The 23,304-nt window shown below is 50.2% G+C and carries 27 protein-coding genes; 14 read left to right on the top strand and 13 right to left on the bottom strand.

Annotation, left to right across the window (positions count from 1 at the left end):
* The first annotated feature begins 193 nt into the window (after positions 1-193).
* From ghrA to ACLJPE_RS06095, 4 genes are all read left to right on the top strand, one after another.
* Positions 194-1,132 (top strand): glyoxylate/hydroxypyruvate reductase GhrA, encoded by a 939-nt coding sequence (gene ghrA / locus ACLJPE_RS06110; RefSeq protein WP_000402553.1) that lies wholly within the window; start codon positions 194-196, stop codon positions 1,130-1,132.
* Between the two features lie 84 nt (positions 1,133-1,216).
* Positions 1,217-1,954, top strand: coding sequence for a phosphatase (locus ACLJPE_RS06105; RefSeq protein ID WP_000283646.1), 738 nt, complete (start codon positions 1,217-1,219; stop codon positions 1,952-1,954).
* Between the two features lie 23 nt (positions 1,955-1,977).
* The gene (locus ACLJPE_RS06100; RefSeq protein ID WP_001001890.1) at positions 1,978-2,532 is read left to right on the top strand and encodes a molecular chaperone; all 555 of its coding nucleotides are present in this window, start codon (positions 1,978-1,980) and stop codon (positions 2,530-2,532) included.
* A gap of 100 nt (positions 2,533-2,632) precedes the next feature.
* Positions 2,633-3,115 (top strand): DUF1097 domain-containing protein, encoded by a 483-nt coding sequence (locus ACLJPE_RS06095; RefSeq protein ID WP_001546652.1) that lies wholly within the window; start codon positions 2,633-2,635, stop codon positions 3,113-3,115.
* Between the two features lie 38 nt (positions 3,116-3,153).
* Here the strand turns inward: ACLJPE_RS06095 and csgG are convergent, their stop codons facing one another.
* From csgG to csgD, 4 genes are read right to left on the bottom strand one after another with little or no spacing between them, the layout of a single operon-like run.
* Positions 3,154-3,987, bottom strand: a complete 834-nt coding sequence (csgG, locus tag ACLJPE_RS06090) for a curli production assembly/transport protein CsgG (protein ID WP_001137620.1) — start codon at positions 3,985-3,987, stop codon at positions 3,154-3,156.
* 26 nt (positions 3,988-4,013) lie between these two features.
* Positions 4,014-4,430, bottom strand: coding sequence for a curli production assembly/transport protein CsgF (csgF, locus tag ACLJPE_RS06085; protein ID WP_001264072.1), 417 nt, complete (start codon positions 4,428-4,430; stop codon positions 4,014-4,016).
* Positions 4,431-4,456: 26 nt separating this feature from the next.
* Positions 4,457-4,852 carry a curli production assembly/transport protein CsgE gene (gene csgE, locus ACLJPE_RS06080; RefSeq protein WP_000833305.1) on the bottom strand — a complete coding sequence of 132 codons (396 nt, stop codon included), beginning with the start codon at positions 4,850-4,852 and terminating at the stop codon, positions 4,457-4,459.
* Positions 4,853-4,856: 4 nt separating this feature from the next.
* Positions 4,857-5,507, bottom strand: a complete 651-nt coding sequence (csgD, locus tag ACLJPE_RS06075; RefSeq protein ID WP_000481517.1) for a biofilm master transcriptional regulator CsgD — start codon at positions 5,505-5,507, stop codon at positions 4,857-4,859.
* A 754-nt stretch (positions 5,508-6,261) separates the two neighbouring features.
* Between csgD and csgB the strand changes: the two genes are divergently transcribed.
* The 6 genes from csgB (at position 6,262) to ACLJPE_RS06045 (ending at position 10,102) form a co-directional block, all read left to right on the top strand.
* Positions 6,262-6,717 carry a curli minor subunit CsgB gene (gene csgB, locus ACLJPE_RS06070; RefSeq protein ID WP_000791656.1) on the top strand — a complete coding sequence of 152 codons (456 nt, stop codon included), beginning with the start codon at positions 6,262-6,264 and terminating at the stop codon, positions 6,715-6,717.
* A gap of 41 nt (positions 6,718-6,758) precedes the next feature.
* Positions 6,759-7,214, top strand: a complete 456-nt coding sequence (gene csgA, locus ACLJPE_RS06065) for a curli major subunit CsgA (RefSeq protein WP_000771416.1) — start codon at positions 6,759-6,761, stop codon at positions 7,212-7,214.
* 61 nt (positions 7,215-7,275) lie between these two features.
* Complete coding sequence (gene csgC, locus ACLJPE_RS06060) at positions 7,276-7,602, top strand: curli assembly chaperone CsgC (protein ID WP_000557256.1); 327 nt, start codon at positions 7,276-7,278, stop codon at positions 7,600-7,602.
* 130 nt (positions 7,603-7,732) lie between these two features.
* Positions 7,733-8,053, top strand: a complete 321-nt coding sequence (locus ACLJPE_RS06055; RefSeq protein ID WP_000111254.1) for a type 1 fimbrial protein — start codon at positions 7,733-7,735, stop codon at positions 8,051-8,053.
* A gap of 86 nt (positions 8,054-8,139) precedes the next feature.
* Positions 8,140-8,679, top strand: coding sequence for an O-acetyl-ADP-ribose deacetylase (ymdB, locus tag ACLJPE_RS06050; protein ID WP_000203939.1), 540 nt, complete (start codon positions 8,140-8,142; stop codon positions 8,677-8,679).
* Entirely contained in the window at positions 8,615-10,102 is a 1,488-nt protein-coding gene (locus ACLJPE_RS06045) for a phospholipase D family protein (protein ID WP_000976323.1), read from the top strand. The genes ymdB and ACLJPE_RS06045 overlap by 65 nt, the downstream gene beginning before the upstream one ends.
* A gap of 16 nt (positions 10,103-10,118) precedes the next feature.
* On the opposite strand, the gene mdoC is transcribed toward ACLJPE_RS06045, so the two are convergent.
* A complete protein-coding gene (gene mdoC, locus ACLJPE_RS06040) occupies positions 10,119-11,273 on the bottom strand; it encodes a glucans biosynthesis protein MdoC (RefSeq protein ID WP_000100058.1) in 1,155 nt (384 codons plus the stop codon).
* A 271-nt stretch (positions 11,274-11,544) separates the two neighbouring features.
* Here mdoC and mdoG point away from each other — a divergent pair, with 271 nt between their 5' ends.
* The 3 genes from mdoG (at position 11,545) to ACLJPE_RS06025 (ending at position 15,917) form a co-directional block, all read left to right on the top strand.
* A complete protein-coding gene (mdoG, locus tag ACLJPE_RS06035) occupies positions 11,545-13,080 on the top strand; it encodes a glucans biosynthesis protein MdoG (RefSeq protein WP_001562609.1) in 1,536 nt (511 codons plus the stop codon).
* The gene (gene mdoH, locus ACLJPE_RS06030; protein WP_039513125.1) at positions 13,073-15,616 is read left to right on the top strand and encodes a glucans biosynthesis glucosyltransferase MdoH; all 2,544 of its coding nucleotides are present in this window, start codon (positions 13,073-13,075) and stop codon (positions 15,614-15,616) included. The genes mdoG and mdoH overlap by 8 nt, the downstream gene beginning before the upstream one ends.
* A 73-nt stretch (positions 15,617-15,689) precedes the next feature.
* Positions 15,690-15,917, top strand: coding sequence for a YceK/YidQ family lipoprotein (locus tag ACLJPE_RS06025; protein WP_001219156.1), 228 nt, complete (start codon positions 15,690-15,692; stop codon positions 15,915-15,917).
* Here the strand turns inward: ACLJPE_RS06025 and ACLJPE_RS06020 are convergent, their stop codons facing one another.
* From ACLJPE_RS06020 to ACLJPE_RS06010, 3 genes are all read right to left on the bottom strand, one after another.
* Positions 15,918-16,292 carry a MysB family protein gene (locus ACLJPE_RS06020; protein ID WP_000180050.1) on the bottom strand — a complete coding sequence of 125 codons (375 nt, stop codon included), beginning with the start codon at positions 16,290-16,292 and terminating at the stop codon, positions 15,918-15,920.
* An 81-nt stretch (positions 16,293-16,373) separates the two neighbouring features.
* Positions 16,374-17,588: a multidrug efflux MFS transporter MdtG gene (gene mdtG / locus ACLJPE_RS06015; protein WP_000075053.1), complete on the bottom strand. Its 1,215-nt coding sequence runs from the start codon at positions 17,586-17,588 to the stop codon at positions 16,374-16,376.
* A 154-nt stretch (positions 17,589-17,742) separates the two neighbouring features.
* On the bottom strand, positions 17,743-18,663 hold the full coding sequence (locus ACLJPE_RS06010) for a Kdo(2)-lipid IV(A) acyltransferase (protein WP_000163977.1): 921 nt from the start codon (positions 18,661-18,663) through the stop codon (positions 17,743-17,745).
* Between the two features lie 219 nt (positions 18,664-18,882).
* Here ACLJPE_RS06010 and ACLJPE_RS06005 point away from each other — a divergent pair, with 219 nt between their 5' ends.
* A complete protein-coding gene (locus tag ACLJPE_RS06005) occupies positions 18,883-19,935 on the top strand; it encodes a rhodanese-related sulfurtransferase (protein ID WP_001144628.1) in 1,053 nt (350 codons plus the stop codon).
* 51 nt (positions 19,936-19,986) lie between these two features.
* On the opposite strand, the gene ACLJPE_RS06000 is transcribed toward ACLJPE_RS06005, so the two are convergent.
* From ACLJPE_RS06000 to bssS, 5 genes are all read right to left on the bottom strand, one after another.
* Entirely contained in the window at positions 19,987-20,562 is a 576-nt protein-coding gene (locus ACLJPE_RS06000) for a YceI family protein (RefSeq protein WP_000739886.1), read from the bottom strand.
* Positions 20,559-21,131, bottom strand: a complete 573-nt coding sequence (locus ACLJPE_RS05995; RefSeq protein WP_001159784.1) for a cytochrome b — start codon at positions 21,129-21,131, stop codon at positions 20,559-20,561. The genes ACLJPE_RS06000 and ACLJPE_RS05995 overlap by 4 nt, the downstream gene beginning before the upstream one ends.
* A gap of 262 nt (positions 21,132-21,393) precedes the next feature.
* Positions 21,394-21,507 (bottom strand): YceO family protein, encoded by a 114-nt coding sequence (locus ACLJPE_RS05990; protein ID WP_001253282.1) that lies wholly within the window; start codon positions 21,505-21,507, stop codon positions 21,394-21,396.
* A gap of 40 nt (positions 21,508-21,547) precedes the next feature.
* Positions 21,548-22,666 (bottom strand): N-methyl-L-tryptophan oxidase, encoded by a 1,119-nt coding sequence (gene solA / locus ACLJPE_RS05985; protein ID WP_039513127.1) that lies wholly within the window; start codon positions 22,664-22,666, stop codon positions 21,548-21,550.
* Between the two features lie 112 nt (positions 22,667-22,778).
* A complete protein-coding gene (gene bssS, locus ACLJPE_RS05980; protein WP_000414441.1) occupies positions 22,779-23,033 on the bottom strand; it encodes a biofilm formation regulator BssS in 255 nt (84 codons plus the stop codon).
* Positions 23,034-23,304: the final 271 nt, after the last annotated feature.

Here is a 23,304-nt window from a genome sequence, read left to right as displayed (position 1 = left end):
GAAATATCCTTTCTACGTCAATCAACTTTTTCAAAAAAAAGCGCGTTTATACAAACTTCCACCAATCTGTGGCTTTAATAAGCGAAAACTGCTTTTTTTGCCCGCGCCGGGAAATTTGCTATGCTGCACATCCCGTTGAAAACGCTGATAACAGGCGCAATCACATTCCGCACCATACTGCTCAGGAGATAACATGGAGATAATTTTTTATCACCCGACATTTAACGCCGCCTGGTGGGTAAATGCGCTGGAGAAGGCTCTCCCACATGCGCGCGTTCGTGAATGGAAGGTCGGTGATAACAACCCCGCAGACTATGCGCTTGTATGGCAGCCCCCGGTTGAAATGCTGGCCGGAAGACGCTTAAAAGCCGTCTTTGCGCTGGGCGCGGGGGTGGATGCAATTCTGAGTAAATTAAATGCGCATCCGGAAATGCTGGACGCCTCCATTCCTCTATTCCGTCTGGAAGATACCGGAATGGGCCTGCAAATGCAGGAGTATGCCGTCAGCCAGGTATTACACTGGTTCCGTCGTTTCGATGATTATCAGGCGCTGAAGAATCAGGCGCTATGGAAACCGTTGCCGGAATATACCCGCGAAGAATTTAGCGTCGGTATCATGGGCGCAGGGGTGCTGGGCGCAAAAGTGGCAGAAAGTCTACAGGCGTGGGGGTTCCCGTTACGTTGCTGGAGTCGTAGCCGCAAATCCTGGCCTGGCGTGGAAAGTTATGTGGGGCGTGAAGAGCTGCGCGCTTTCCTGAGCCAGACGCGGGTGCTGATTAATCTGCTGCCGAATACGGCCCAAACGGTAGGAATTATTAATAGCGAATTGTTGGATCAATTGCCGGATGGCGCCTACGTGCTGAATCTCGCGCGCGGCGTTCATGTTCAGGAGGCTGATCTGCTGGCTGCGCTTGATAGCTGTAAGCTAAAAGGCGCGATGTTGGATGTCTTTAGCCAGGAACCGTTACCGCAGGAAAGTCCATTATGGCGCCATCCGCGAGTCGCCATGACGCCGCACATTGCGGCAGTCACCCGTCCGGCGGAAGCCATCGATTATATTAGCCGCACAATTACCCAGCTGGAGAAGGGAGAGCCGGTGACGGGGCAGGTGGATCGGGCGAGAGGATATTGACATCAACCCGGCGCGGGCCGGGTTTCGCTAAAAAACGCTGGCGATACCTGCTATCCTTGTCGGAAATGACTACAGGAGAGAGCAATGTATCCCGTTGACCTGCATATGCATACCGTCGCCAGCACTCATGCCTACAGTACTTTGAGCGATTATATCGCGGAAGCCAAACGCAAAGGCATTAAACTTTTTGCGATTACCGACCATGGTCCGGACATGGAAGATGCGCCGCATCACTGGCATTTTATTAACATGCGCATCTGGCCGCGTCTGGTTGACGGCGTGGGGATACTGCGTGGCATTGAGGCGAATATCAAGAACATTAACGGTGAAATTGATTGCTCCGGAAAGATGTTCGACTCGCTGGATCTGATTATCGCAGGCTTTCATGAGCCCGTTTTTGCGCCGCATGATAAAGAAACCAATACTCAGGCGATGATCGCGACCATCGCCAGCGGCAAGGTGCATATAATTAGTCACCCCGGAAATCCAAAGTATCCAGTGGAGGTTAACGCCATCGCGCAGGCGGCGGCGAAACACCATGTAGCGCTGGAAATCAACAACTCTTCTTTTCTGCATTCGCGTAAAGGAAGCGAAGATAATTGCCGCGCGGTCGCTGCCGCCGTACGCGATGCGGGAGGCTGGGTAGCGTTAGGCTCTGATTCCCATACGGCCTTTACGCTTGGCGATTTCACCGAATGCCGGAAAATTCTGGATGCGGTGAATTTTCCGGAAGATCGAATCCTGAACGTCTCGCCGCAGCGCTTACTGGCCTTTCTCGAATCACGCGGTATGGCGCCTGTACCGGAATTTGCCGAACTTTAATCGTTATTTACGGGAAGATATCAATGAATGAGTTTTCAATCCTGTGCCGTGTGCTGGGATCGTTGTATTACCGCCAACCGCAAGATCCTTTACTGGTTCCGCTGTTTACGTTAATCCGTGAAGGTAAACTGGCGGCAAACTGGCCGCTGGAGCAGGATGATATGCTGGCGCGTTTACAGAAAAGCTGCGATATCACGCAGATTTCCACTGATTACAATGCGTTATTTGTTGGGGAAGAGTGCGCGGTAGCGCCATACCGCAGTGCGTGGGTCGAAGGCGCGGAAGAGTCTGAGGTGCGCGCTTTTTTAACGTCGCGAGGGATGCCGCTGGCCGATACGCCTGCCGATCACATTGGTACTTTATTGCTCGCGGCCTCCTGGCTGGAAGATCAGTCTGCCGAAGATGAAAGTGAAGCGCTGGAAACCTTATTTGCCGATTATCTGCTTCCCTGGTGCAATACCTTCCTCGGTAAAGTTGAAGCCCATGCCGTTACGCCATTCTGGCGCACTTTGGCGCCGCTAACGCGTGATGCGATAGGGGCCATGTGGGATGAACTTCAGGAAGAAGATGAAGAATAATGTGATGTAAATCACCCTTAACTGCAACGGGTTTTACTTCATTGCATAAAATGTGTGCGTGATCTCATTAATGTGCCGCTTTTCTGCTATGATGCGCGCCATGAACATACTTCTTTCTATTGCTATCACGACGGGCATCCTTTCTGGAATATGGGGATGGGTGGCCGTCTCCCTGGGGTTACTAAGCTGGGCCGGTTTTTTAGGCTGTACGGCTTATTTCGCCTGTCCGCAGGGAGGCTTTAAGGGATTGTTGATTTCCGCCTGTACGCTGTTAAGCGGTATGGTGTGGGCGCTGGTCATTATTCACGGTAGCGCGCTGGCGCCGCATCTGGAAATTGTCAGTTACGTGTTGACGGGGATCGTGGCATTCCTGATGTGTATCCAGGCAAAGCAGCTATTGCTTTCTTTTGTTCCGGGAACATTTATCGGTGCCTGCGCGACATTTGCAGGGCAGGGTGACTGGCGGTTGGTATTACCGTCGCTGGCGCTGGGGCTAATTTTTGGCTATGCCATGAAAAATAGTGGTCTATGGCTGGCATCACGCCGCGAGCAACATTCAGCGAATACGGCGGTCACAAAATAAAAAAAGCGTGGGGTCTTCCCCACGCTTTGTCGTATTCATCAGGATTCTGGCGGTACTGACAGCTCACGGTATTTCACCAGAATATCATTTTGCCTGTCCGCTTTATTCTGCAAATCCCACAGTCCACGATCGATACCATCATTAATAAGGAAGATAACGCCGGTTTCAATGGCTGACATCAGACACAGCATCACCGGTTCGTTCGAGGTATAGCCGATTTCGCCTTCCAGTAAGCGCTGGTAATCAATAAAACGGAACACGCCTGCCTGTACTTCATAGGAAAGGATCGTTTTACTGGTGTTCACCGAAGAAAGGATCTCGCCCGTACTGACGTTAACCACGCGCAGGTTGACAGCAATCTGATCCAGCTGATACTGAGTATCGGCGCCAATACCGAAATATCTTGCGCCGACCCCGCCGGATTTGACATTACTTTCATAACCAATAATAGAACCTTCCACCATAATATTTGCCGCCGTCAGCGACTGAAGCGGGATACGGTTATTCATCGCCACGGTGCCGTTTTCCTGGGCTGCGCGAATAATTTTCCGTTCATTCAAAAGATTCTGTAAGCCTTGTCGTTCCAGCGGGATAAACCAGCGCGAATCTTTCAGCGCAGTGACCAACATAGCGGTGGCGCTCTGCGGCACAGCCGTGGAAAAGTTACTTGCCGGGTAAGGTTTAAATTGGCCCGTTTCATCCTGAATGTTATATACCGAAACAAAGATCTTACCGGTGGGAGCAGGTAAGTGCGTCAAATCTTTGTAACTTTGTGCGCGGGGCATTAATGTCGGTTTCGCAGCTTGTTTCGGCGGGGCAGTTAAGCATCCGCTCAACAATAAAACGGCAACCAAAATAAGTAAGCGCGGCATGATTTATATCCTTTAGTGACTGTAGCTTAAAAATCGGTTGACTGAGTTTGTAAACCTGACACTTCGATGGTCGAGGTTCTTCCCGTTTTTCTGTCCGTGACGTTGAGCTGGAGCTGTCCGTCGCGATTAGCGATATCGATAATAAAATCGTTGGTCACCATACGTCCTGGTTTCCCGGTATTAATATTGGTCAACAAGCCGCCCAGAATTTGCGATTGAATAGCCTGCGTAAAGTTATCCAACGCTGAGGGGGGTTCGATACCAAAATCGTTATCATAAGCGGGGTCTTTATATGAATTTTGCGCCTGGGCGCTATTCAATAAAAAGGAACCGTTATTGGGGTTTCCACCAAAGTTAGGATTACGGAACTGGAACGTCATATTTCCAGCCCAGGTTAATGGCGAAAAAAGCATGAGCAGCACTACTGCATGTTTAACACGCATGACAGCCTCCGGATAAAAATCATGTTTTAGAATTCATCACGCGCTAAATCACTCGTACTTAATAGCGTTTGATCTATTTGTCGGCGATTTAATGCTTCCTCTGTTTGCGCTAATGCGAAGACGACGGTTTTCTCGAAGTCTCTTTTCATTGGAAATAAAAAAGTCTGGAAAATAACGTCCTGATTTACCGTTATGGTGATCCAGCTTCCCCAACGCGCACTGGGTCTTTCATTAATGGTCAGATTGCCGGTGTAGTCGCTTTCCCATTTGTCGCTGAATGCACGATAGAATTCATGTCCTATCGAAGAGACGGTATGGTCGGTTAACAATCCGGGAACCTCGACTTCAACTTCATTGGCATGCAGGTTTCCGGTAGCGAACAGTAACTCTGCTGCTACAATCCAGGTCAGATAGCGTTTCATGGCCTTACCGCCTGAGATTATCGTTTGCCCATGAAACTGCCTGGGTGCGATTTTTGACAGCTATCTTTTTGAAAAGATTATAAAGATGTGTCTTAACCGTATTCTCGCTGATAAATAGCGACCTGGCGATTTCATTATTAGAGGCACCAATACGTAACTTATTGAGGATCTCTTTTTCGCGATGAGTGAGTAATGCGGACTCGGTGCTGTTGTAGCGGTAATTTCCTGAGTGTGTAATCAGGTAACTGGCTAATTTTTGTGAAAAATAGCATTCGCCGCGCAGAATACCCTGTAATCCGCTGACCACGTGTTCCTGGTCTTCAGTGGCGTAAAACACGCCGTTAATATGAGGCCAGTTTTCAATTTCACGGTAGGGATAATCGTCAGGGGTATTTAACAATAATGTTTTTATATTATTGTTTTTGCGGCTTAAATTATCCTGCCAATAGTGGATAAGCTTCTTATCCGCTTCCATCATATCCATTAAAACAATGCAACCGGCTGAGATATCTTCCAGAGAACGTTGAATATTATGCAGTTTTCCGGTTATGGCCAGCGATTGCTTTAAATGTTGCAATAATGCCGTAGCTTGCAGAGATGGCTTTGTGATCAACAATAGTGTGTGACCATGACTACTATGGACTTCATTAAACATGATGAAACTCCACTTTTTTTAATCGCACATCTGACAGCTGCCCCCATAAAATAAAGGCACCAGAAGTACTGACAGATGTTGCACTGCTGTGGGTTGAAATAGCCCATTATCCAGAAAGAGAAAAATATTTACGAAAATACTTTTAACTGTTTTCAATCTAGCCATTACAAATCTTAAAGCAAGTGTTAAACTTGTAACAAGATGTAAAAATATATATTAAAATGTTGTTTTTGGGTTTTTTTGAAGTTTAGATTTGATAGTAAAGTTGTACATTTAGCTGTTATTGCATAGATTTAAAAAATCATACAAATTATAATAATTCATTGATTTTTAATCATTTTAATTATTGTAAGTCATGTTTTGATTTTATTTTTTCTTAAAATTTGAGACGTGGCATTAACCTGGACAGCACAAAGACAAAAAAAACGAAGTGTGTCACGTCTTGTGCGTATTGCCCCCCATGGGAAGCATAAGAACATCCCCATGGTGGCATAACACACACCAACACTTCATTTTTTGGGTGCGCGATACACTCTCTTCTGTGGCCAAAAATCAATTATAAAAAATCACATGGCTATCGTTTTATTAGCACTTTGGTATGAGCTTAAATAACAAAATACCACGCGTGGGTGAGTTATTAAAAATGTTTCCACGGACATACTCTTCATCGTAACGACGCGTTAACAAAAAACGCATGTCGCTAACAAAACAATAGATAGTTTTCGCTATGTACGACCAGGTCCAGGGTGACAGCATGAAAAACAAATTGTTATTTATGATGTTGACAATACTGGGTGCGCCTGGGATTGCAACCGCGACAAATTATGATCTGGCTCGTTCAGAATATAATTTTGCGGTAAATGAATTAAGCAAGTCTTCATTTAATCAGGCGGCCATTATTGGTCAAGTCGGCACGGATAATAGTGCCAGAGTACGCCAGGAAGGATCAAAACTATTGTCCGTTATTTCACAAGAAGGAGGAAATAATCGGGCGAAAGTCGACCAGGCAGGGAATTATAACTTTGCGTATATTGAGCAAACGGGCAATGCCAACGATGCCAGTATATCGCAAAGCGCTTACGGTAATAGTGCGGCTATTATCCAGAAAGGCTCTGGAAATAAGGCCAATATTACCCAGTACGGTACGCAGAAAACAGCAGTTGTAGTGCAGAAACAGTCGCAGATGGCTATTCGCGTCACCCAACGCTAATACCGTTACGACTTTTAAATCAATCCGATGGGGGTTTTACCATGAAACTTTTAAAAGTGGCAGCATTCGCAGCAATCGTAGTTTCTGGCAGTGCTCTGGCAGGCGTCGTTCCACAATGGGGCGGCGGCGGTAATCATAACGGCGGCGGCAATAGTTCCGGCCCGGACTCAACGTTGAGCATTTATCAGTACGGTTCCGCTAACGCTGCGCTTGCTCTGCAAAGCGATGCCCGTAAATCTGAAACGACCATTACCCAGAGCGGTTATGGTAACGGCGCCGATGTAGGCCAGGGTGCGGATAATAGTACTATTGAACTGACTCAGAATGGTTTCAGAAACAATGCCACCATCGACCAGTGGAACGCTAAAAACTCCGATATTACTGTCGGCCAATACGGCGGTAATAACGCCGCGCTGGTTAATCAGACCGCATCTGATTCCAGCGTAATGGTGCGTCAGGTTGGTTTTGGCAACAACGCCACGGCTAACCAGTATTAATTTAGCGTCTGCGCTAATAAAAAAACAGGGCGTAAGCCCTGTTTTTTTTCGGGAGGAAATTATGCATACTTTATTGCTCCTTGCCGCACTTTCAAATCAGATTACGTTTACCACAACTCAGCAAGGCGATATTTACACGGTGATCCCTCAGGTCACATTAAACGAACCCTGCGTCTGTCAGGTGCAAATTCTCTCTGTGCGCGACGGCGTCGGGGGACAAAGCCATACACAGCAAAAACAAACGCTATCTTTACCTGCTAATCAACCGATTGAGTTGTCTCGTCTTAGTGTAAATATATCTTCAGAGGACTCGGTTAAAATTATTGTTACTGTTTCGGACGGACAATCACTGCATTTATCACAACAATGGCCGCCTTCTGCACAGTAGTTTTTGATGGTGGCGGAAATGGATTGGCTGACCTGGGTATAAAGAGGCGATAAAAGCGTCTCATCGTCTCGGCATGTCGCTAAAAGGTAACGCCGAACCCTCGAGGATGACTAATCATTGAGGAGTTAACATGTCCGTAATCAAGAAAAATATCCCTGCCATAGGTCTGTGTATCTGCGCTTTTTTTATCCATTCTGCGGTAGGGCAACAAACGGTACAGGGCGGCGTTATCCATTTTCGCGGCGCGATTGTTGAGCCACTGTGCGATATTTCTACTCACGCCGAAAATATTGATTTAACCTGCCTACGTGAAGGTAAAAAGCAAATGCACCGGATTGACCTTCGGCAGGCATCTGGATTACCGCAGGATATTCAGTCCATTGCGACGGTGCGGCTGCATTATCTCGATGCGCAAAAAAGCCTGGCGGTGATGAATATTGAGTACCGTTAACGGCGGTGTCATAGATATAAAAAGAGCGACTCTGTTGAAAGCCCTGCTGTACACTTTGCAGATAAGGTGAGACAAAGGGGGGGGTTATGACATCACGTCTTCAGGTCATACAGGGTGATATCACTCAACTTAGCGTCGATGCGATTGTGAATGCCGCTAACGCATCATTAATGGGCGGCGGCGGCGTAGACGGCGCGATTCATCGCGCGGCGGGGCCGGCATTGCTGGACGCCTGTAAACTCATCCGCCAGCAACAGGGCGAATGTCAGACGGGACATGCGGTTATCACGCCTGCTGGCAAGCTTTCGGCAAAGGCGGTTATTCACACAGTGGGGCCCGTCTGGCGAGGCGGCGAACACCAGGAAGCTGAGCTACTCGAAGCGGCATACCGGAATTGTTTACTGCTTGCCGAGGCGAATCACTTTCGTTCCATCGCTTTTCCGGCAATCAGTACCGGCGTTTATGGCTATCCACGCGCCCAGGCCGCTGAAGTCGCCGTCAGGACGGTTTCAGATTTTATTACCCGTTACGCTCTGCCTGAACAGGTATACTTTGTCTGTTATGATGAAGAAACTGCCCGGCTTTACGCAAGATTACTTACTCAGCAAGGCGACGACCCTGCCTGATAAAACACGCCTGGAGCGTGCCGTTGAACCGCTATGCGCGCGCCATCCCGGAGAGTGCGGCATTCTGGCGCTGGATAACAGTCTGGACGCTTTTGCCGCCCGCTACCGCCTGACCGAAATGGCGGCGCGGACGCTGGATGTGCAGTATTATATTTGGGAAGACGATATGTCCGGGCGGCTGCTCTTTTCGGTACTGCTGTCGGCGGCGAAGCGTGGCGTTCATGTTCGTCTGCTGCTGGATGATAACAATACGCCTGGTCTGGATGATACGTTGCGCTTGCTGGATAGCCATCCTAATATCGAAGTTCGTCTGTTTAATCCTTTCTCTTTTCGTACGCTACGCGCGCTGGGATATTTGACGGATTTTGCGCGGCTGAATCGGCGGATGCACAATAAAAGTTACACTGCCGACGGCGTAGTGACGCTGGTCGGTGGGCGCAACATCGGCGATGCCTATTTCGGCGCTGGCGAGGAGCCGCTATTTTCCGATCTGGACGTGATGGCCATTGGCCCGGTGGTCAATGATGTCGCCAATGATTTTGAACGTTACTGGCGCTGTAGTTCAGTGTCGACATTGCAGCAAGTATTATCCCTTTCTGAGCAGGAACTGACGCAGCGTATCGAACTTCCCGAATCCTGGTATAACGATGAGATCACCCGCCGCTATCTGCATAAGCTGGAAACCAGTCAGTTTATGGCGGATCTCGATCGCGGAACATTGCCGCTGATTTGGGCAAAAACACGCTTACTTAGCGATGACCCTTCTAAAGGCGAGGGGAAGGCGCAGCGCCATTCGCTTCTTCCGCAGCGATTATTTGACGTGATGGGCTCGCCGACTGAGCGTATCGACATTATTTCCGCTTACTTTGTCCCTACGCGCGCAGGCGTGGCGCAGTTGCTTAATCTGGTCAGGAAGGGCGTGAAGATCGCCATCTTAACTAACTCTCTGGCGGCCAACGATGTGGCGGTCGTTCACGCAGGGTACGCGCGCTGGCGAAAGAAATTACTGCGCTATGGCGTGGAGCTCTACGAACTGAAACCGACCCGCGAACATGAAACCGCCGTACATGATCGCGGACTCACCGGGAACTCAGGTTCCAGCTTACATGCTAAAACGTTCAGTATTGATGGTAGTAAGGTGTTTATCGGGTCGCTTAATTTTGATCCCCGTTCAACGCTTTTAAATACCGAAATGGGCTTTGTCATTGAAAGTGAAACGCTGGCGACGCTTATTCATAAGCGTTTTACGCAGAGCCAACGCGATGCGGCCTGGCAACTGCGGCTGGATCGCTGGGGACGAATTAACTGGATCGATCGTCAGCAAGAAGAGGAAAAGGTGTTAAAGAAAGAACCCGCTACGCGTTTCTGGCAGCGAGTTCTGGTACGGTTGGCGGCAATTTTACCTGTGGAATGGTTGCTGTGAACCCGCGCGCGGAAAACTACCCGATCGCGGCGCGGCTTTCTTGTTTTACCGGCGGTTTACCTGAAAAGAGAAATTTCAGGAGCGGGATGCGTAAATGAATTTCATACAGAATTAACGCAATACCCATAACAAATATCAGCCCGCACAAGAACCCGATCAGGTTGGAGGTGATATGCGGTGTAATATACGCGCCAAAGAAAAGCGTTAAGGGATGATGCACCAGATAGATAAACAGCGAAGCATTCACGAAATAGGTGACACGCGCGGACTGGAAGTTTAACAAGCGATGCCCCAGTGAGAATACCACGTTCACCATCCACAGCCCCATGACCATCGTAATCACGGATTCGGTTTCGTACATCCAGGCGTCGCCGCTCCCATAACGTTGATTCAGCAGATACGCGATAAAAGCAACGGCAGCGCCTAAAGTGCATCCGCGTGAGGGCGTGGTGAAGCGCGCTTTCAGATCGGGGTGAATGAAGGCCAACGCGCCGAGAATAAAAAATGGCACATAAAATAGCGTTTGCATCACAATAAAATTGAACATGCCGTCACTGAGGATTGCTGGATATACGATGAAAATAATGCGCCTGATAGCGGCGTAAGCGATCCCCAGCAGGAAAAAAATAAGCGAAAGTTTGGCCAGTGAAATAGCGGCGGGACGAGGCTTGCTTGTTTCCTGCCTTTTTTGGAACCAGGTAAAAATCCCGATGCTGACTGTGGTTAATATCACCAGCACCAGTAAAAACCACAGATGTGAAATGAGTTCCCACGCTAACGTATTATATTTTTCATAGGCAGAGAGTGTAGGCCAGTTCTCTGTTTTCTCTTTGACATATTGCAACAGGATAAATTGCGGCAAGGTAAGCAAAGGGATTGCGGTAAGCATGGGAATACCCACACGTTCTACCCGTACTTTCCACCAGCGTTTTAACGGATAACGTAAAAACAACATGTACGAAAAATAACCAGAAATAACAAAAAACACCTGCATACGAAAAGCGTGGATAAAATCGTTAAACAGGGTTAGCCACCACGATGGCGCGGCGCTATTGACATGCCAACTGTGAGTGGAATAGATCAACGAGATATGAAAGGGAATCCCTAACAACATCAGCCATGCGCGGATAGAGTCAAGAAAATATTCGCGCGGCGCGGGTACAGAGCTCATATAAGGTCACGTATTCTCAGATTTTTCACCTTATCCATAAGGCGAATTATAGTTACATTCGGTAGCAACCCTACACCAACTCCGACAACCTGTCTCCAGGATAAGCACGCAAAGTGAAAACAGGCGCGGGAGGTGCTTAATCCATGAGCCAGCGCGCTGAACAAAGCCTGGATTCAGTTGTCGTAATGCCTGATTATCCATTAAAATGGATCGGATCGATATAAGCACACAAAGGGGGAAGTGCTTACTTATTATGAAACATAAACGACAAATGATGAAAATGCGTTGGTTGGGCGCAGCTATTATGTTAACGCTCTACGCATCATCGAGCTGGGCGTTCAGTATTGATGACGTGGCAAAACAAGCTCAATCTTTAGCCGGGAAAGGCTATGAGGCGCCTAAAAGCAACTTGCCCTCCGTTTTCCGCGACATGAAATATGCGGATTATCAGCAGATCCAGTTTAACAGCGATAAAGCCTACTGGAACAACTTAAAGACCCCTTTTAAGCTCGAATTTTACCATCAGGGGATGTACTTCGATACGCCGGTCAAGATTAACGAAGTGACGGCGACGACGGTCAAAAGAATCAAATACAGCCCGGATTACTTCAATTTTGGCAATGTTCAGCATGATAAAGACACGGTAAAAGATTTAGGCTTCGCCGGGTTCAAAGTCCTGTACCCCATCAACAGTAAAGATAAGAACGACGAAATCGTCAGTATGCTTGGCGCCAGCTATTTCCGCGTGATCGGCGCAGGCCAGGTATATGGCTTATCTGCGCGCGGCCTGGCGATTGATACCGCCTTACCATCTGGTGAAGAGTTTCCCCGCTTTCGCGAGTTCTGGATTGAGCGTCCAAAACCCACCGATAAGCGTTTGACCGTCTATGCATTACTCGATTCTCCGCGCGCGACCGGCGCTTACCGTTTTGTGATCATTCCTGGCCGCGATACCGTGGTGGACGTGCAGTCAAAAGTCTATCTGCGCGATAAAGTAGGCAAGCTGGGCGTTGCGCCATTAACCAGTATGTTCCTGTTTGGGCCAAACCAGCCGTCGCCGACGACCAACTATCGTCCGGAACTGCATGACTCGAACGGCTTATCCATTCATGCGGGTAATGGCGAGTGGATTTGGCGTCCGCTGAACAATCCAAAACACCTCGCGGTGAGCAGCTATGCGATGGAAAACCCTCAGGGATTCGGCCTGTTGCAGCGCGGCCGCGAGTTCTCGCGCTTTGAAGATTTAGACGATCGCTACGACCTGCGTCCAAGCGCCTGGATTACCCCGAAAGGCGACTGGGGCAAAGGTAAGGTTGAACTGGTTGAAATTCCGACCAATGATGAAACCAACGATAACATCGTCGCTTACTGGACTCCGGATCAATTGCCGGAACCGGGTAAAGAGATGAACTTCAAGTACACTCTGACCTTCAGCCGCGATGAAGATAAACTTCATGCGCCGGATAATGCCTGGGTGCTGCAAACACGCCGCTCAACGGGCGACGTTAAACAGTCGAATCTGATTCGCCAGCCCGACGGCACTATTGCCTTTGTGGTGGATTTCGTTGGTGCCGACATGAAAAAACTGCCGCCGGATACGCCTGTCGCTGCGCAAACCAGCATTGGCGATAACGGTGAAATCGTTGACAGTAATGTACGCTATAACCCAGTCACTAAAGGCTGGCGTTTAATGCTGCGCGTGAAAGTCAAAGACGCGAAGAAAACCACGGAAATGCGTGCCGCATTGGTGAATGCCGATCAGACGCTAAGTGAAACCTGGAGCTACCAGTTACCTGCCAATGAATAAAACAACTGAGTATATTGACGCACTGCTGTTTTCTGAACGTGAGAAAGCGGCATTGCCGAAAACTGACATCCGCGCCGTACATCAGGCGCTGGATGCCGAGCATCGGACTTACTCGCGAGAAGACGATTCACCGCAGGGTTCCGTAAAAGCCCGCCTTGAACACGCCTGGCCGGATTCATTGGCGAAGGGGCAGTTAATTAAAGATGATGAAGGGCGCGATCAGTTGCAGGCTATGCCAAAAGCGACGCGCTCTTCGATGTTTCCCGATCCCTGGCGAACCAACCCGGTTGGCCGTTTCTGGGATCGCCTGCGTGGGCGGGATGTAACGCCGCGCTATGTTTCTCGTCTGACAAAAGAAGAGCAGGCGAGCGAGCAAAAATGGCGTACCGTCGGCACTATACGCCGCTATATTTTGTTAATTTTGACTCTGGCGCAAACCGTTGTCGCGACCTGGTATATGAAGACCATTCTGCCTTATCAGGGATGGGCGCTCATCAATCCTATGGATATGGTGGGGCAGGATATTTGGGTCTCCTTTATGCAGCTCCTGCCCTACATGCTGCAAACCGGTATCCTGATTTTGTTTGCCGTGCTGTTCTGCTGGGTGTCAGCCGGATTCTGGACGGCGCTGATGGGCTTCCTGCAACTGCTTATCGGGCGCGATAAGTACAGCATCTCCGCGTCTACGGTTGGCGATGAGCCCCTCAATCCGGAACACCGGACGGCGCTGATCATGCCTATCTGTAATGAAGACGTTAGCCGCGTTTTCGCCGGTCTGCGCGCGACCTGGGAGTCCGTTAAAGCCACAGGCAACGCCGCGCATTTTGACGTCTATATCCTTAGCGACAGTTATAACCCGGATATCTGCGTGGCGGAGCAAAAGGCGTGGATGGAGCTTATCGCGGAAGTGCAGGGCGAAGGCCAAATTTTTTACCGCCGCCGCCGCCGCCGTATGAAACGCAAAAGCGGCAATATTGACGATTTTTGCCGCCGCTGGGGCAATCAGTACAGCTATATGGTGGTGCTGGACGCGGACTCAGTGATGAGTGGCGAGTGTCTGAGCGGGCTGGTGCGCCTGATGGAAGCGAATCCAAACGCCGGGATTATCCAGTCTTCGCCGAAAGCGTCGGGGATGGATACTCTGTATGCCCGCTGCCAACAGTTCGCGACCCGTGTTTATGGGCCGCTGTTTACCGCCGGGCTGCACTTCTGGCAGTTGGGAGAGTCGCACTACTGGGGGCACAATGCCATTATCCGCGTGAAGCCGTTTATCGAGCACTGCGCTCTGGCGCCGCTGCCGGGAGAAGGTTCGTTCGCCGGATCGATTCTTTCCCACGACTTTGTGGAGGCGGCGCTAATGCGTCGGGCAGGGTGGGGCGTCTGGATTGCCTACGATCTCCCCGGCTCCTATGAAGAGCTGCCGCCAAACCTGCTGGATGAGCTTAAACGCGACCGCCGCTGGTGTCACGGCAACCTAATGAACTTTCGTCTGTTCCTGGTGAAAGGAATGCACCCGGTGCATCGCGCCGTGTTCCTGACGGGGGTAATGTCATATCTGTCCGCGCCGTTATGGTTTATGTTCCTCGCGCTTTCTACCGCGCTGCAGGTCGTTCATGCGTTAACAGAGCCGCAATATTTCCTTCAGCCGCGCCAGCTTTTTCCGGTCTGGCCGCAGTGGCGTCCGGAACTGGCAATCGCGCTGTTTGCGTCAACGATGGTGCTGCTGTTCCTGCCGAAGCTGCTTAGTATTATGCTGATCTGGTGTAAAGGCACCAAAGAGTATGGCGGTTTCTGGCGCGTTACGCTGTCGCTGTTGCTGGAAGTGCTGTTCTCCGTGTTGCTGGCGCCGGTGCGTATGCTGTTTCATACCGTGTTTGTGGTCAGCGCGTTTCTCGGCTGGGAAGTGGTCTGGAACTCACCGCAACGCGACGATGATTCTACGCCGTGGGGAGAAGCCTTTATGCGTCACGGTTCTCAACTGCTGCTGGGGCTGGTCTGGGCGGTGGGTATGGCGTGGCTGGATTTACGCTTTCTGTTCTGGCTGGCGCCGATTGTCTTTTCGCTGATTCTGTCGCCATTTGTTTCGGTGATCTCCAGTCGTTCAACGGTAGGATTACGCACCAAACGCTGGAAGCTGTTCCTGATCCCGGAAGAGTATTCGCCGCCTCAGGTATTGGTCGATACAGATAAATATCTGGAGATGAATCGCCGCCGTATTCTGGACGATGGCTTTATGCATGCGGTATTTAACCCGTCGCTTAATGCGCTGGCGACCGCGATGGCCACCGCGCGTCACCGCGCCAGTAAGGTGCTGGAAATAGCCCGCGATCGTCATGTGGAGCAGGCGCTAAACGAAACGCCGGAGAAACTGAACCGCGATCGGCGTCTGGTTTTGCTCAGCGATCCGGTGACGATGGCGCGTTTACACTATCGGGTCTGGAATGCGCCAGAGAGATACTCTTCCTGGGTAAACCATTATCAGTCTCTCGTCCTGAATCCGCAGGCGTTGCAGGGACGAGCATCGTCAGCGGGATAAAGTCTTGAGGTCTGGAGTGAGGTGAAAAATACCGGCGTGATGCCGGTATTTTTATAGTGAAATGAGGTATCAGGTGCGTATATTCGTGGTGAGCATAATGGTGATTACCCTGAGCGGCTGCGGCAGTATTATCAGCAGAACGATCCCCGGACAAGGACACGGCAACCAGTATTACCCTGGCGTGCAGTGGGATATGCGTGATTCCGCATGGCGCTATATCACTATCCTCGATCTGCCCTTCTCACTGATCTTCGATACATTGCTGCTGCCGCTCGATATTCACCACGGGCCTTATGAGTAATTAACGCTCATCCCATTCGTCTGCCGCAGTACGGCCTTCCTCGGTATCAAGCGGGGGTTCAAGCTGGAATTCCCCTTCATCCCATTCATGCAAAGTATTCTCTTCCTGCCACTCCTGGCGGATCTCTATCTCATCATAATCGCCGTCAAACACGCTCTGCGCGGCTTCACCACTCAGCATCGGCAGACATTCGCCATCTTCACCTTCATCGGCGAAAAATTCGACCTGCCACATGATGTCCCCATCCTGCAGTACATATTTCTGAACGTTGAACTGCTGCACATTCGCTTCATCTTGTTCGAGGCCTGGATGGTCAGCCAGAAATTCTTCCCGGGCTGCATCGATAGCTTCTTCCAGCGTGGCATACATGGTCATCAGTGTCTCCCTTTGATTTGACGAGGTATTTAGGGAAAGAATAGCTGATTCTGTGATATTGCAAGTATGAAAGCGCAAAAATCATTCTATTGCCAGTCTGCGCCGTCGTAAGCTGTTCCATGAATAGATAGCATTGAACAACACCACGCCTGCCGTGACGCAGAATACGGCGCGGAAGCCATAGCTCGCGGAAATTGCGGCGCCCATGAGAGGGCCGGTGACGTTGCCGATATCGCGGAAAGATTGGTTGTAACTGAATATGCGCCCGGCTATCTGGTTGGTAGAGTTGTAAACCAGCAGAGTTTGAACGGCTGGCAGCAGCGCGCCATCCGCCGCGCCAAGCAGAAACCGCAATAGCGCGAGCTGCCACGGCGTTTGCACAAAAGACATTGGAATCAGCAGCAGTACGGAAATAATCAGCGCGACGATAAGGATCTTTTCCGGGCCAATTCTGTCGCCGAGCTTGCCGAGTCGGGGGGCGCTAAGTAATGCCGCCACGCCGGGCACGGACGCTATCATCCCGCTAATGAACGCAATATTACTGACATTTCCCGCGAGTTCGCGCACATAGAGCGTCAGGATGGGCGCAATAGACCCCGTCGCCACCTGAATAATCAGCGTGGTGACAAACAGGCTTAACACCAGGCGGGGATTTTTTAACGAGGCGACCACTTCCCGAACGTGAAGCATCTCTTTTTTGCTCACCGGCAGGAAATTCTCGCGAATAAAAAAGAAGGTGAGCAGAAAACAGATAAACAAAACGCTGGCGGTAATAAAAAAGACCGGGCGAAGGCCGTAATGGTCGGCGAGCAGACCGCCCGCAAGTGGGCCAAGCAGAGCGCCGCTGACGCCGCCAGTAGAGAGCGTCCCTAACGCCCAGCCGCTTTTATGGCGCGGCACCTGAGTGGCGATGAGCGCATTGGCGTTGGGAATAAATCCGCCCAGCAGGCCTAATAACGCGCGGAGGATCAGAAATTGCCAGATATTTTGCGCCATGCCCATTAACAGCATCACAATGGCCATGCCGAGAGCGGAACGCAACAGCATGATCTTACGCCCTTTACGATCCGCCAGACCGCCCCAAAAAGGGGAAGCGATAGCTGAAAAGAGGAACGTAATACTAAAGACCAGCCCGGACCACATGTTGAGCGCGCTATGGCCTGTTACGCCGAGTTGCTCAACGTAGAGAGGGAGAAAAGGCATGACCAGACTGAATGCCGCGCCGGTTAAAAAACAGCCCAGCCAGGTAACGGTTAGATTGCGTTTCCAGTTTATGGGGACATCAGAGGGTGACATAGCGTTCCACAGTATGATGCGCGTTTTGCGCTATCATCAATTTAATTATGAGCGTACTAATTATAATTATGCGCCGACCTTACCAGCCTCGCAATGTGGGGAGCTTTTAAAGCTAAAAGAGGGGAAAAATTGCAGCCTGACGGCTGCAATCCTGTCAATAGCGCGACGGTACGCCTTCAGGGCGAGTTTTAAAGCGGCGATGCAGCCACATATACTGCTCTGGCGCCATCATAATGCACTGCTCAACAATCTTATTCATCCATGCGGCAGTCGCTTCTGCGCTCTCCAGTGGAGGCGAATATTCCGCAGGAAGAATGATCAGTTCGTAGCCTTTCCCATCGGGTTTACGGCGAGGCACGAAGGGGATAATACAGGCTTTAGACATGCGCGCGAGCATCCAGGTACCGGAGGTCGTGGCAGCCTGGTCGACGGCAAATAATGGTACAAAAACGCTGGCGCGCGGGCCATAATCGTGATCCGGCGCATACCAGATCAATTCGCCGCTTTTCAATGCCTTAACCATGCCTTTCAGATCTTTGCGATCCAACATCGATTTATTGGAGCGTAAGCGTCCCCAGGTCTGTAACCAGTCGAGCAACGGATTATCATTCGGGCGATAAACTCCGATACCCGGGTTATGCATACCAAACATGCGGGCGCCAAACTCAAGGGTAAGAAAATGTATTCCTACCAGAATGAACCCCAGCCCCTGCGCCTTAACTTCACGGATATGCTCCAGACCGCTCGCTTCCATCCAGCGGTTCACTCGCCGATCGGGCCAGAACCAGGCCATGCCGGTTTCCATCACGCCCATACCGACGGATTCAAAGTTTTTGACCACCATGGTGTGGCGTTCCTGCGCGGTCATTTCCGGAAAGCATAATTCAAGGTTGCGATAGGCGATTTTCGCGCGGCGTTTCATTACGCGTCGCGCCAGGTGGCCCAATGCGCAACCCAATTTATAGATGACCGGGTAGGGGAGTTGCACGACCAACCAAAGCGCGCCTATACCCAACCAGGTTAACCAATAGCGCGGGTGCAGTAAGGCCACGGAGAACTTAGGCAACTTCGTCATTTCTATCCTGTCTTTCAACGAACAATTCCCCGTATTCTCGCATCTTTTTGCGTTGAGCAAAAATATGTAGCAGGAGAGTGGCGATTAAATCGACAATTGTTGTTAATTATTTAGTGTAAAGCAGGAAATGTAGCGCAAAATGTGTGGATGTAAATTGGCGAGACTTGCCTTATCATGCCTGCCCACTTTATTTTTTGCTGATTGCAGGATACGTACACCATGCCAGTGTTACACAACCGCATCTCTAATGACGAGCTGAAAGCCAAAATGCTGGCGGAAAGCGAGCCGCGTACGACAATTTCTTTTTATAAATATTTCACTATCGCCTCGCCGCAACAGACGCGGGACGCGTTGTATCAGGTGTTTACGGCGTTGGACGTTTTTGGTCGCGTTTACCTGGCGCATGAAGGCATCAATGCGCAAATCAGCGTGCCGCAAAGCAAGCTCGAGACCTTTCGTCAACAGCTTTATACGTTCGACCCCGCGCTGGACGGGCTGCGTTTAAATATCGCGCTGGAGGATGACGGAAAGTCATTTTGGGTGCTGCGTATGAAAGTTCGCGACCGTATCGTCGCTGACGGTATTGACGATCCGACTTTTGACGCCAGTAATGTCGGCGATTATCTGAAGGCGGCAGATGTGAATGCGATGCTGGACGATCCTGACGCGGTCTTTATTGATATGCGCAACCACTATGAGTATGAAGTCGGCCATTTCGAAAATGCTCTGGAAATCCCGGCGGATACGTTTCGTGAACAGTTGCCAAAAGCGGTTGAAATGCTGCGGGAACATGCAGATAAAAAGATAGTGATGTACTGTACCGGCGGTATTCGTTGTGAGAAAGCCAGCGCCTGGATGAAACACAACGGTTTCAATAAAGTCTGGCATATTGAGGGTGGCATCATTGAGTACGCCCGTCGCGCGCGCGAGCAGGGGCTTCCCGTTCGCTTTATCGGCAAAAACTTTGTATTTGATGAACGAATGGGCGAACGAATCTCGGATGATATTATCGCGCATTGCCATCAGTGCGGCGCGCCCTGCGATAGCCATACCAACTGCAAAAACGACGGTTGCCATCTGCTGTTTATTCAGTGTCCGCAGTGCGCCAGTAAATTTAACGGCTGCTGTAGTGAACAATGCTGTGAAGAGTTGGCCTTGCCGGAGGAAGAACAGCGCCGACGTCGCGCGGGTCGCGAGAACGGCAACAAAATTTTTAATAAATCGCGTGGTCGGCTTAATAGCAAACTGAGCATTCCCGATCCGGCTGAGTAATATTTTGCCGGATAGCAGCGTAAAGGCCGCTATCCGGCATTTCGCCAGGCGTTACTTCTGCTGAACGCCTTCTACTGAGATGATAAGCTCAACCTCTTGTGAGGCCGGGCCGAGATCGGTAGTTATATTGAAATCCTTCAGCTTAATTTTTCCTTCGGCCTCAAAGCCCGCGCGCTTACCGCCCCACGGATCGTCGCCCTGGCCCATCAGCTTCGCTTCCAGCGTCACCGGTTTAGTCACGCCATTGAGCGTCAGATTGCCGGTAATATCCAGTTCATCGCCCTCTTTTTTCACGCTGGTAGAGGTGAAGGTTGCCTGCGGGAATTTCGCAACATTAAGAAATTCCGCGCTACGCAGGTGTTTGTCACGTTCGGCATGGTTAGTGTCGACGCTATTGGTGTTAATGGTCACGTTCACTTTGTCTGCCGATGGATTTTTTTCGTCAAAAGTGAACGTGCCGTCGAAATCTTTAAAGGTGCCGTACAGCCAGCTGTAGCCCAGATGCTGAATGCGGAAATTGACGAACGCATGTTGGCCTTCTTTATCAATTTTATACTCCGCCGCCACGGCGGAACCGGTCGTGAATAACAAGGATGCGAGGGTGAATCCCAGCAGGTTTTTTTTCATTTTTGAGCTCCATAGTCAGATGACGACATTCCTGTCATACGTTTCAGTGTGTCGTCTTTATCGATGAAATGGTGTTTTAGCGCCATAACCCCATGCGAGAGCGAGATAATGACCAGCGACCAGGCAAACCACAGATGCAGCGTTCCGGCGATGTCAGCCTGCGCGCCCGCGTCCGTAAGCGTGGCCGGAATCTCAAACCAGCCAAAGACGCTAATCGGTTTACCGTCGGCGGTGGAAATCAGGTAGCCGCTAATGATTATCGCAAAGAGCAGGAGATACAGGAGGAGATGACCCGCGGCGGCGCCAGCGCGCGTTAAACGGGAATAGCTGGTCAAAGCAACGGGCGGTGGAGAATAAAGCCGCCAGATAATACGCACGATCAGCGCCATCATCAGTAATATGCCAATACTTTTATGTATTTCCGGTGCCTGGTGATACCAGCCGTCGTAATAACTGAGCGTGACCATCCATAAACCCAACGCAAACATGCCATAGACCACCAGGGCGGTCAGCCAGTGGAGCGCGGCGGAAACCACGCCATAACGCTGTGGAGTATTTTTAAATTGCATAAACACACCAATGAATATTTCACGAGAGAATGAAAATGGCGTGGAAAAGCGCCGAATGCAACTTATAAATAAGAATTTGAATGATATTTATTTTTATTTCAATAATTTTGATGTTGTTTGCGGTTCAGCTTCAGAAGTTTCGAGATATTTCCCCCTGATAACCGCGCAACGGCAGGAACTGGCATTATTGCCGTGCTTCAACGTTATGAAATAAAAAGTGAGGAACTTTCAGGAAGTGTCAGTTAACGTCAATGAAAAGCAATTAGAAGAAAAGGAGATAAACAATATCCATCACCGCCAGCAGCGACCAAAGAATAACGTAAAGCATGAAATGTTCGCGAATATTATTCATCAGAAAATGAAAGAGACGACGCATAGCTTACCTTAATAAACAGCCCCTTTACGGGGCCGACAAATTATTGGCTAAAACGGGAAAGCCGGAACGGCGTCAGATCAAAGGGGGGCGTTTTTCCCAACGCAAAATCCGCAGCGATTTCTCCTAACACGGGGGCGAATTTAAAACCATGTCCGCTGAGTCCAGTGATGACAAGCGTATTCTCATGACCAGGCAGCGTATCGATAATGAAATCCTCGTCCGGCGAATTATCGTAGGTACATGCCGCCCCATGTAAACAACCGCCGATACCCGGCAGTACATTACGCAGGAAAGGAAATGCTTCCGCGCCATCGCTGGCAACGGCGGCAAAGGGCTTGCGCTCTTCCGGAGCCTGTATTCGCTGCCCGCCATTGTGTTTGCCGATTTTTAACTCGTCGTTCTCCGCCGGGAAGCCGTAATAGTGATCGCCGTTGGGCATTTCGCCGGTAAAAGCCGGAAAGCGGTTTTTAGTGCTGTAACGTCCATCCGCCTTAAACCAGGCAAAAACTTTACGTACGGGCTGAACGGGCAGCTCCGGTACCAGCGCTTTGACCCAGGTGCCCGCGCTAATCAGCGCCTTGCTGGCGTGGTAGCAGCCTTCACTCGTCTCTATCGTCACACCGTTATCATCATGGTGAATATGGCTTACCGGGCTGTTAAATAGCTGTGCGCAGCCTGCCTCTCGGGCCAGACGAAGCCATGTGGTAATGGCTAATTCGCTGCGCAGGAAACCGGAGTCAGCTTCAAACAGCCCGATATAATTATCGGGCACGCGAATTTCCGGCCAGCGCGTCATGAGGGCCGTCGCGTCCAGGCGCTCGACGTTCAATTGCCACTGTTGCGCGCTTCGTGCGACGTTGGCTAAGAAAGCGGAATCGGCCGGGCCGAGGTTGACGACGCCGGAGCGGACAAAAATAGGCTCTTCATTGTGTGTGGAGAGTTCATCCCAAAGCGCCTGGGCGCGAAGCACCAGTGGGACATATTTTTCGCCTTCACCATAAGCATGGCGGATAAGACGGGTATCGCCGTGATGGCTGCCCTGTTGATGAGGCGGCATATGCGCATCGGTCATCAGGACCTTTAGCCCGGCGCGGGTGGCGTAATAACCAGCGGCGGCGCCAACCGAACCGCTGCCGATAATAATAAGGTCGTATTTCATCAGCTTCTCTCTGCTATCGCGATGATTTCAGGGTAAATAACTGCGCTGAGATATACAAGCCAGAAATAAGTGAGGCACCTTACGGTGCCTGAGAGAGGGGGAGCGCGTCACGCTAATGGCGACGATACTCGTTTTCCTGGTAATCACCTGATTCTATTTTGGCGATGCCGGCTTCTAATATTGAAATAAATTGCCTGGCTACATCTGTCGTTAACCAGAGCGTTTGACCAACTTCAGTCCCTTCCGGTTCCGGACGATTTGGGGTCTGGTAGTGTAAACGCAGCATCAGCGCATCATAGCTATCGACGGTGCTGATGTCCCATCCTACAAGCGGATGGGTCTGAATGACTTCATTATTCTTTTCCATCATGCCCCCCTGGTACGTGTTATAAGACAACGGTTCTCGAGGTTCAATGCGTGTTTTTCTTCTGAAGCAACTTCAGTATACCAATTAATAAGGCTATTCACTGCGTTTTTAAAGAGACCGGAGGATAAATTTCTCTTTTTAAGAATTATATGAACAATAAAGCGGCAGTTCATTCATATTTTTTTAGGATGTTGTGCAATTATTTTGACGGTCAGGCGAAATATTCATCAGTTGCGCAAATAAAAAAGCCGGGGCGACCCGGCAAACATAC

It is taken from the genome of Salmonella sp. SAL04196 (assembly GCF_046550835.1).
Taxonomy (GTDB): Bacteria; Pseudomonadota; Gammaproteobacteria; order Enterobacterales; family Enterobacteriaceae; genus Salmonella; species Salmonella enterica.
This window is presented reverse-complemented; position numbering and strand designations above follow the sequence as displayed.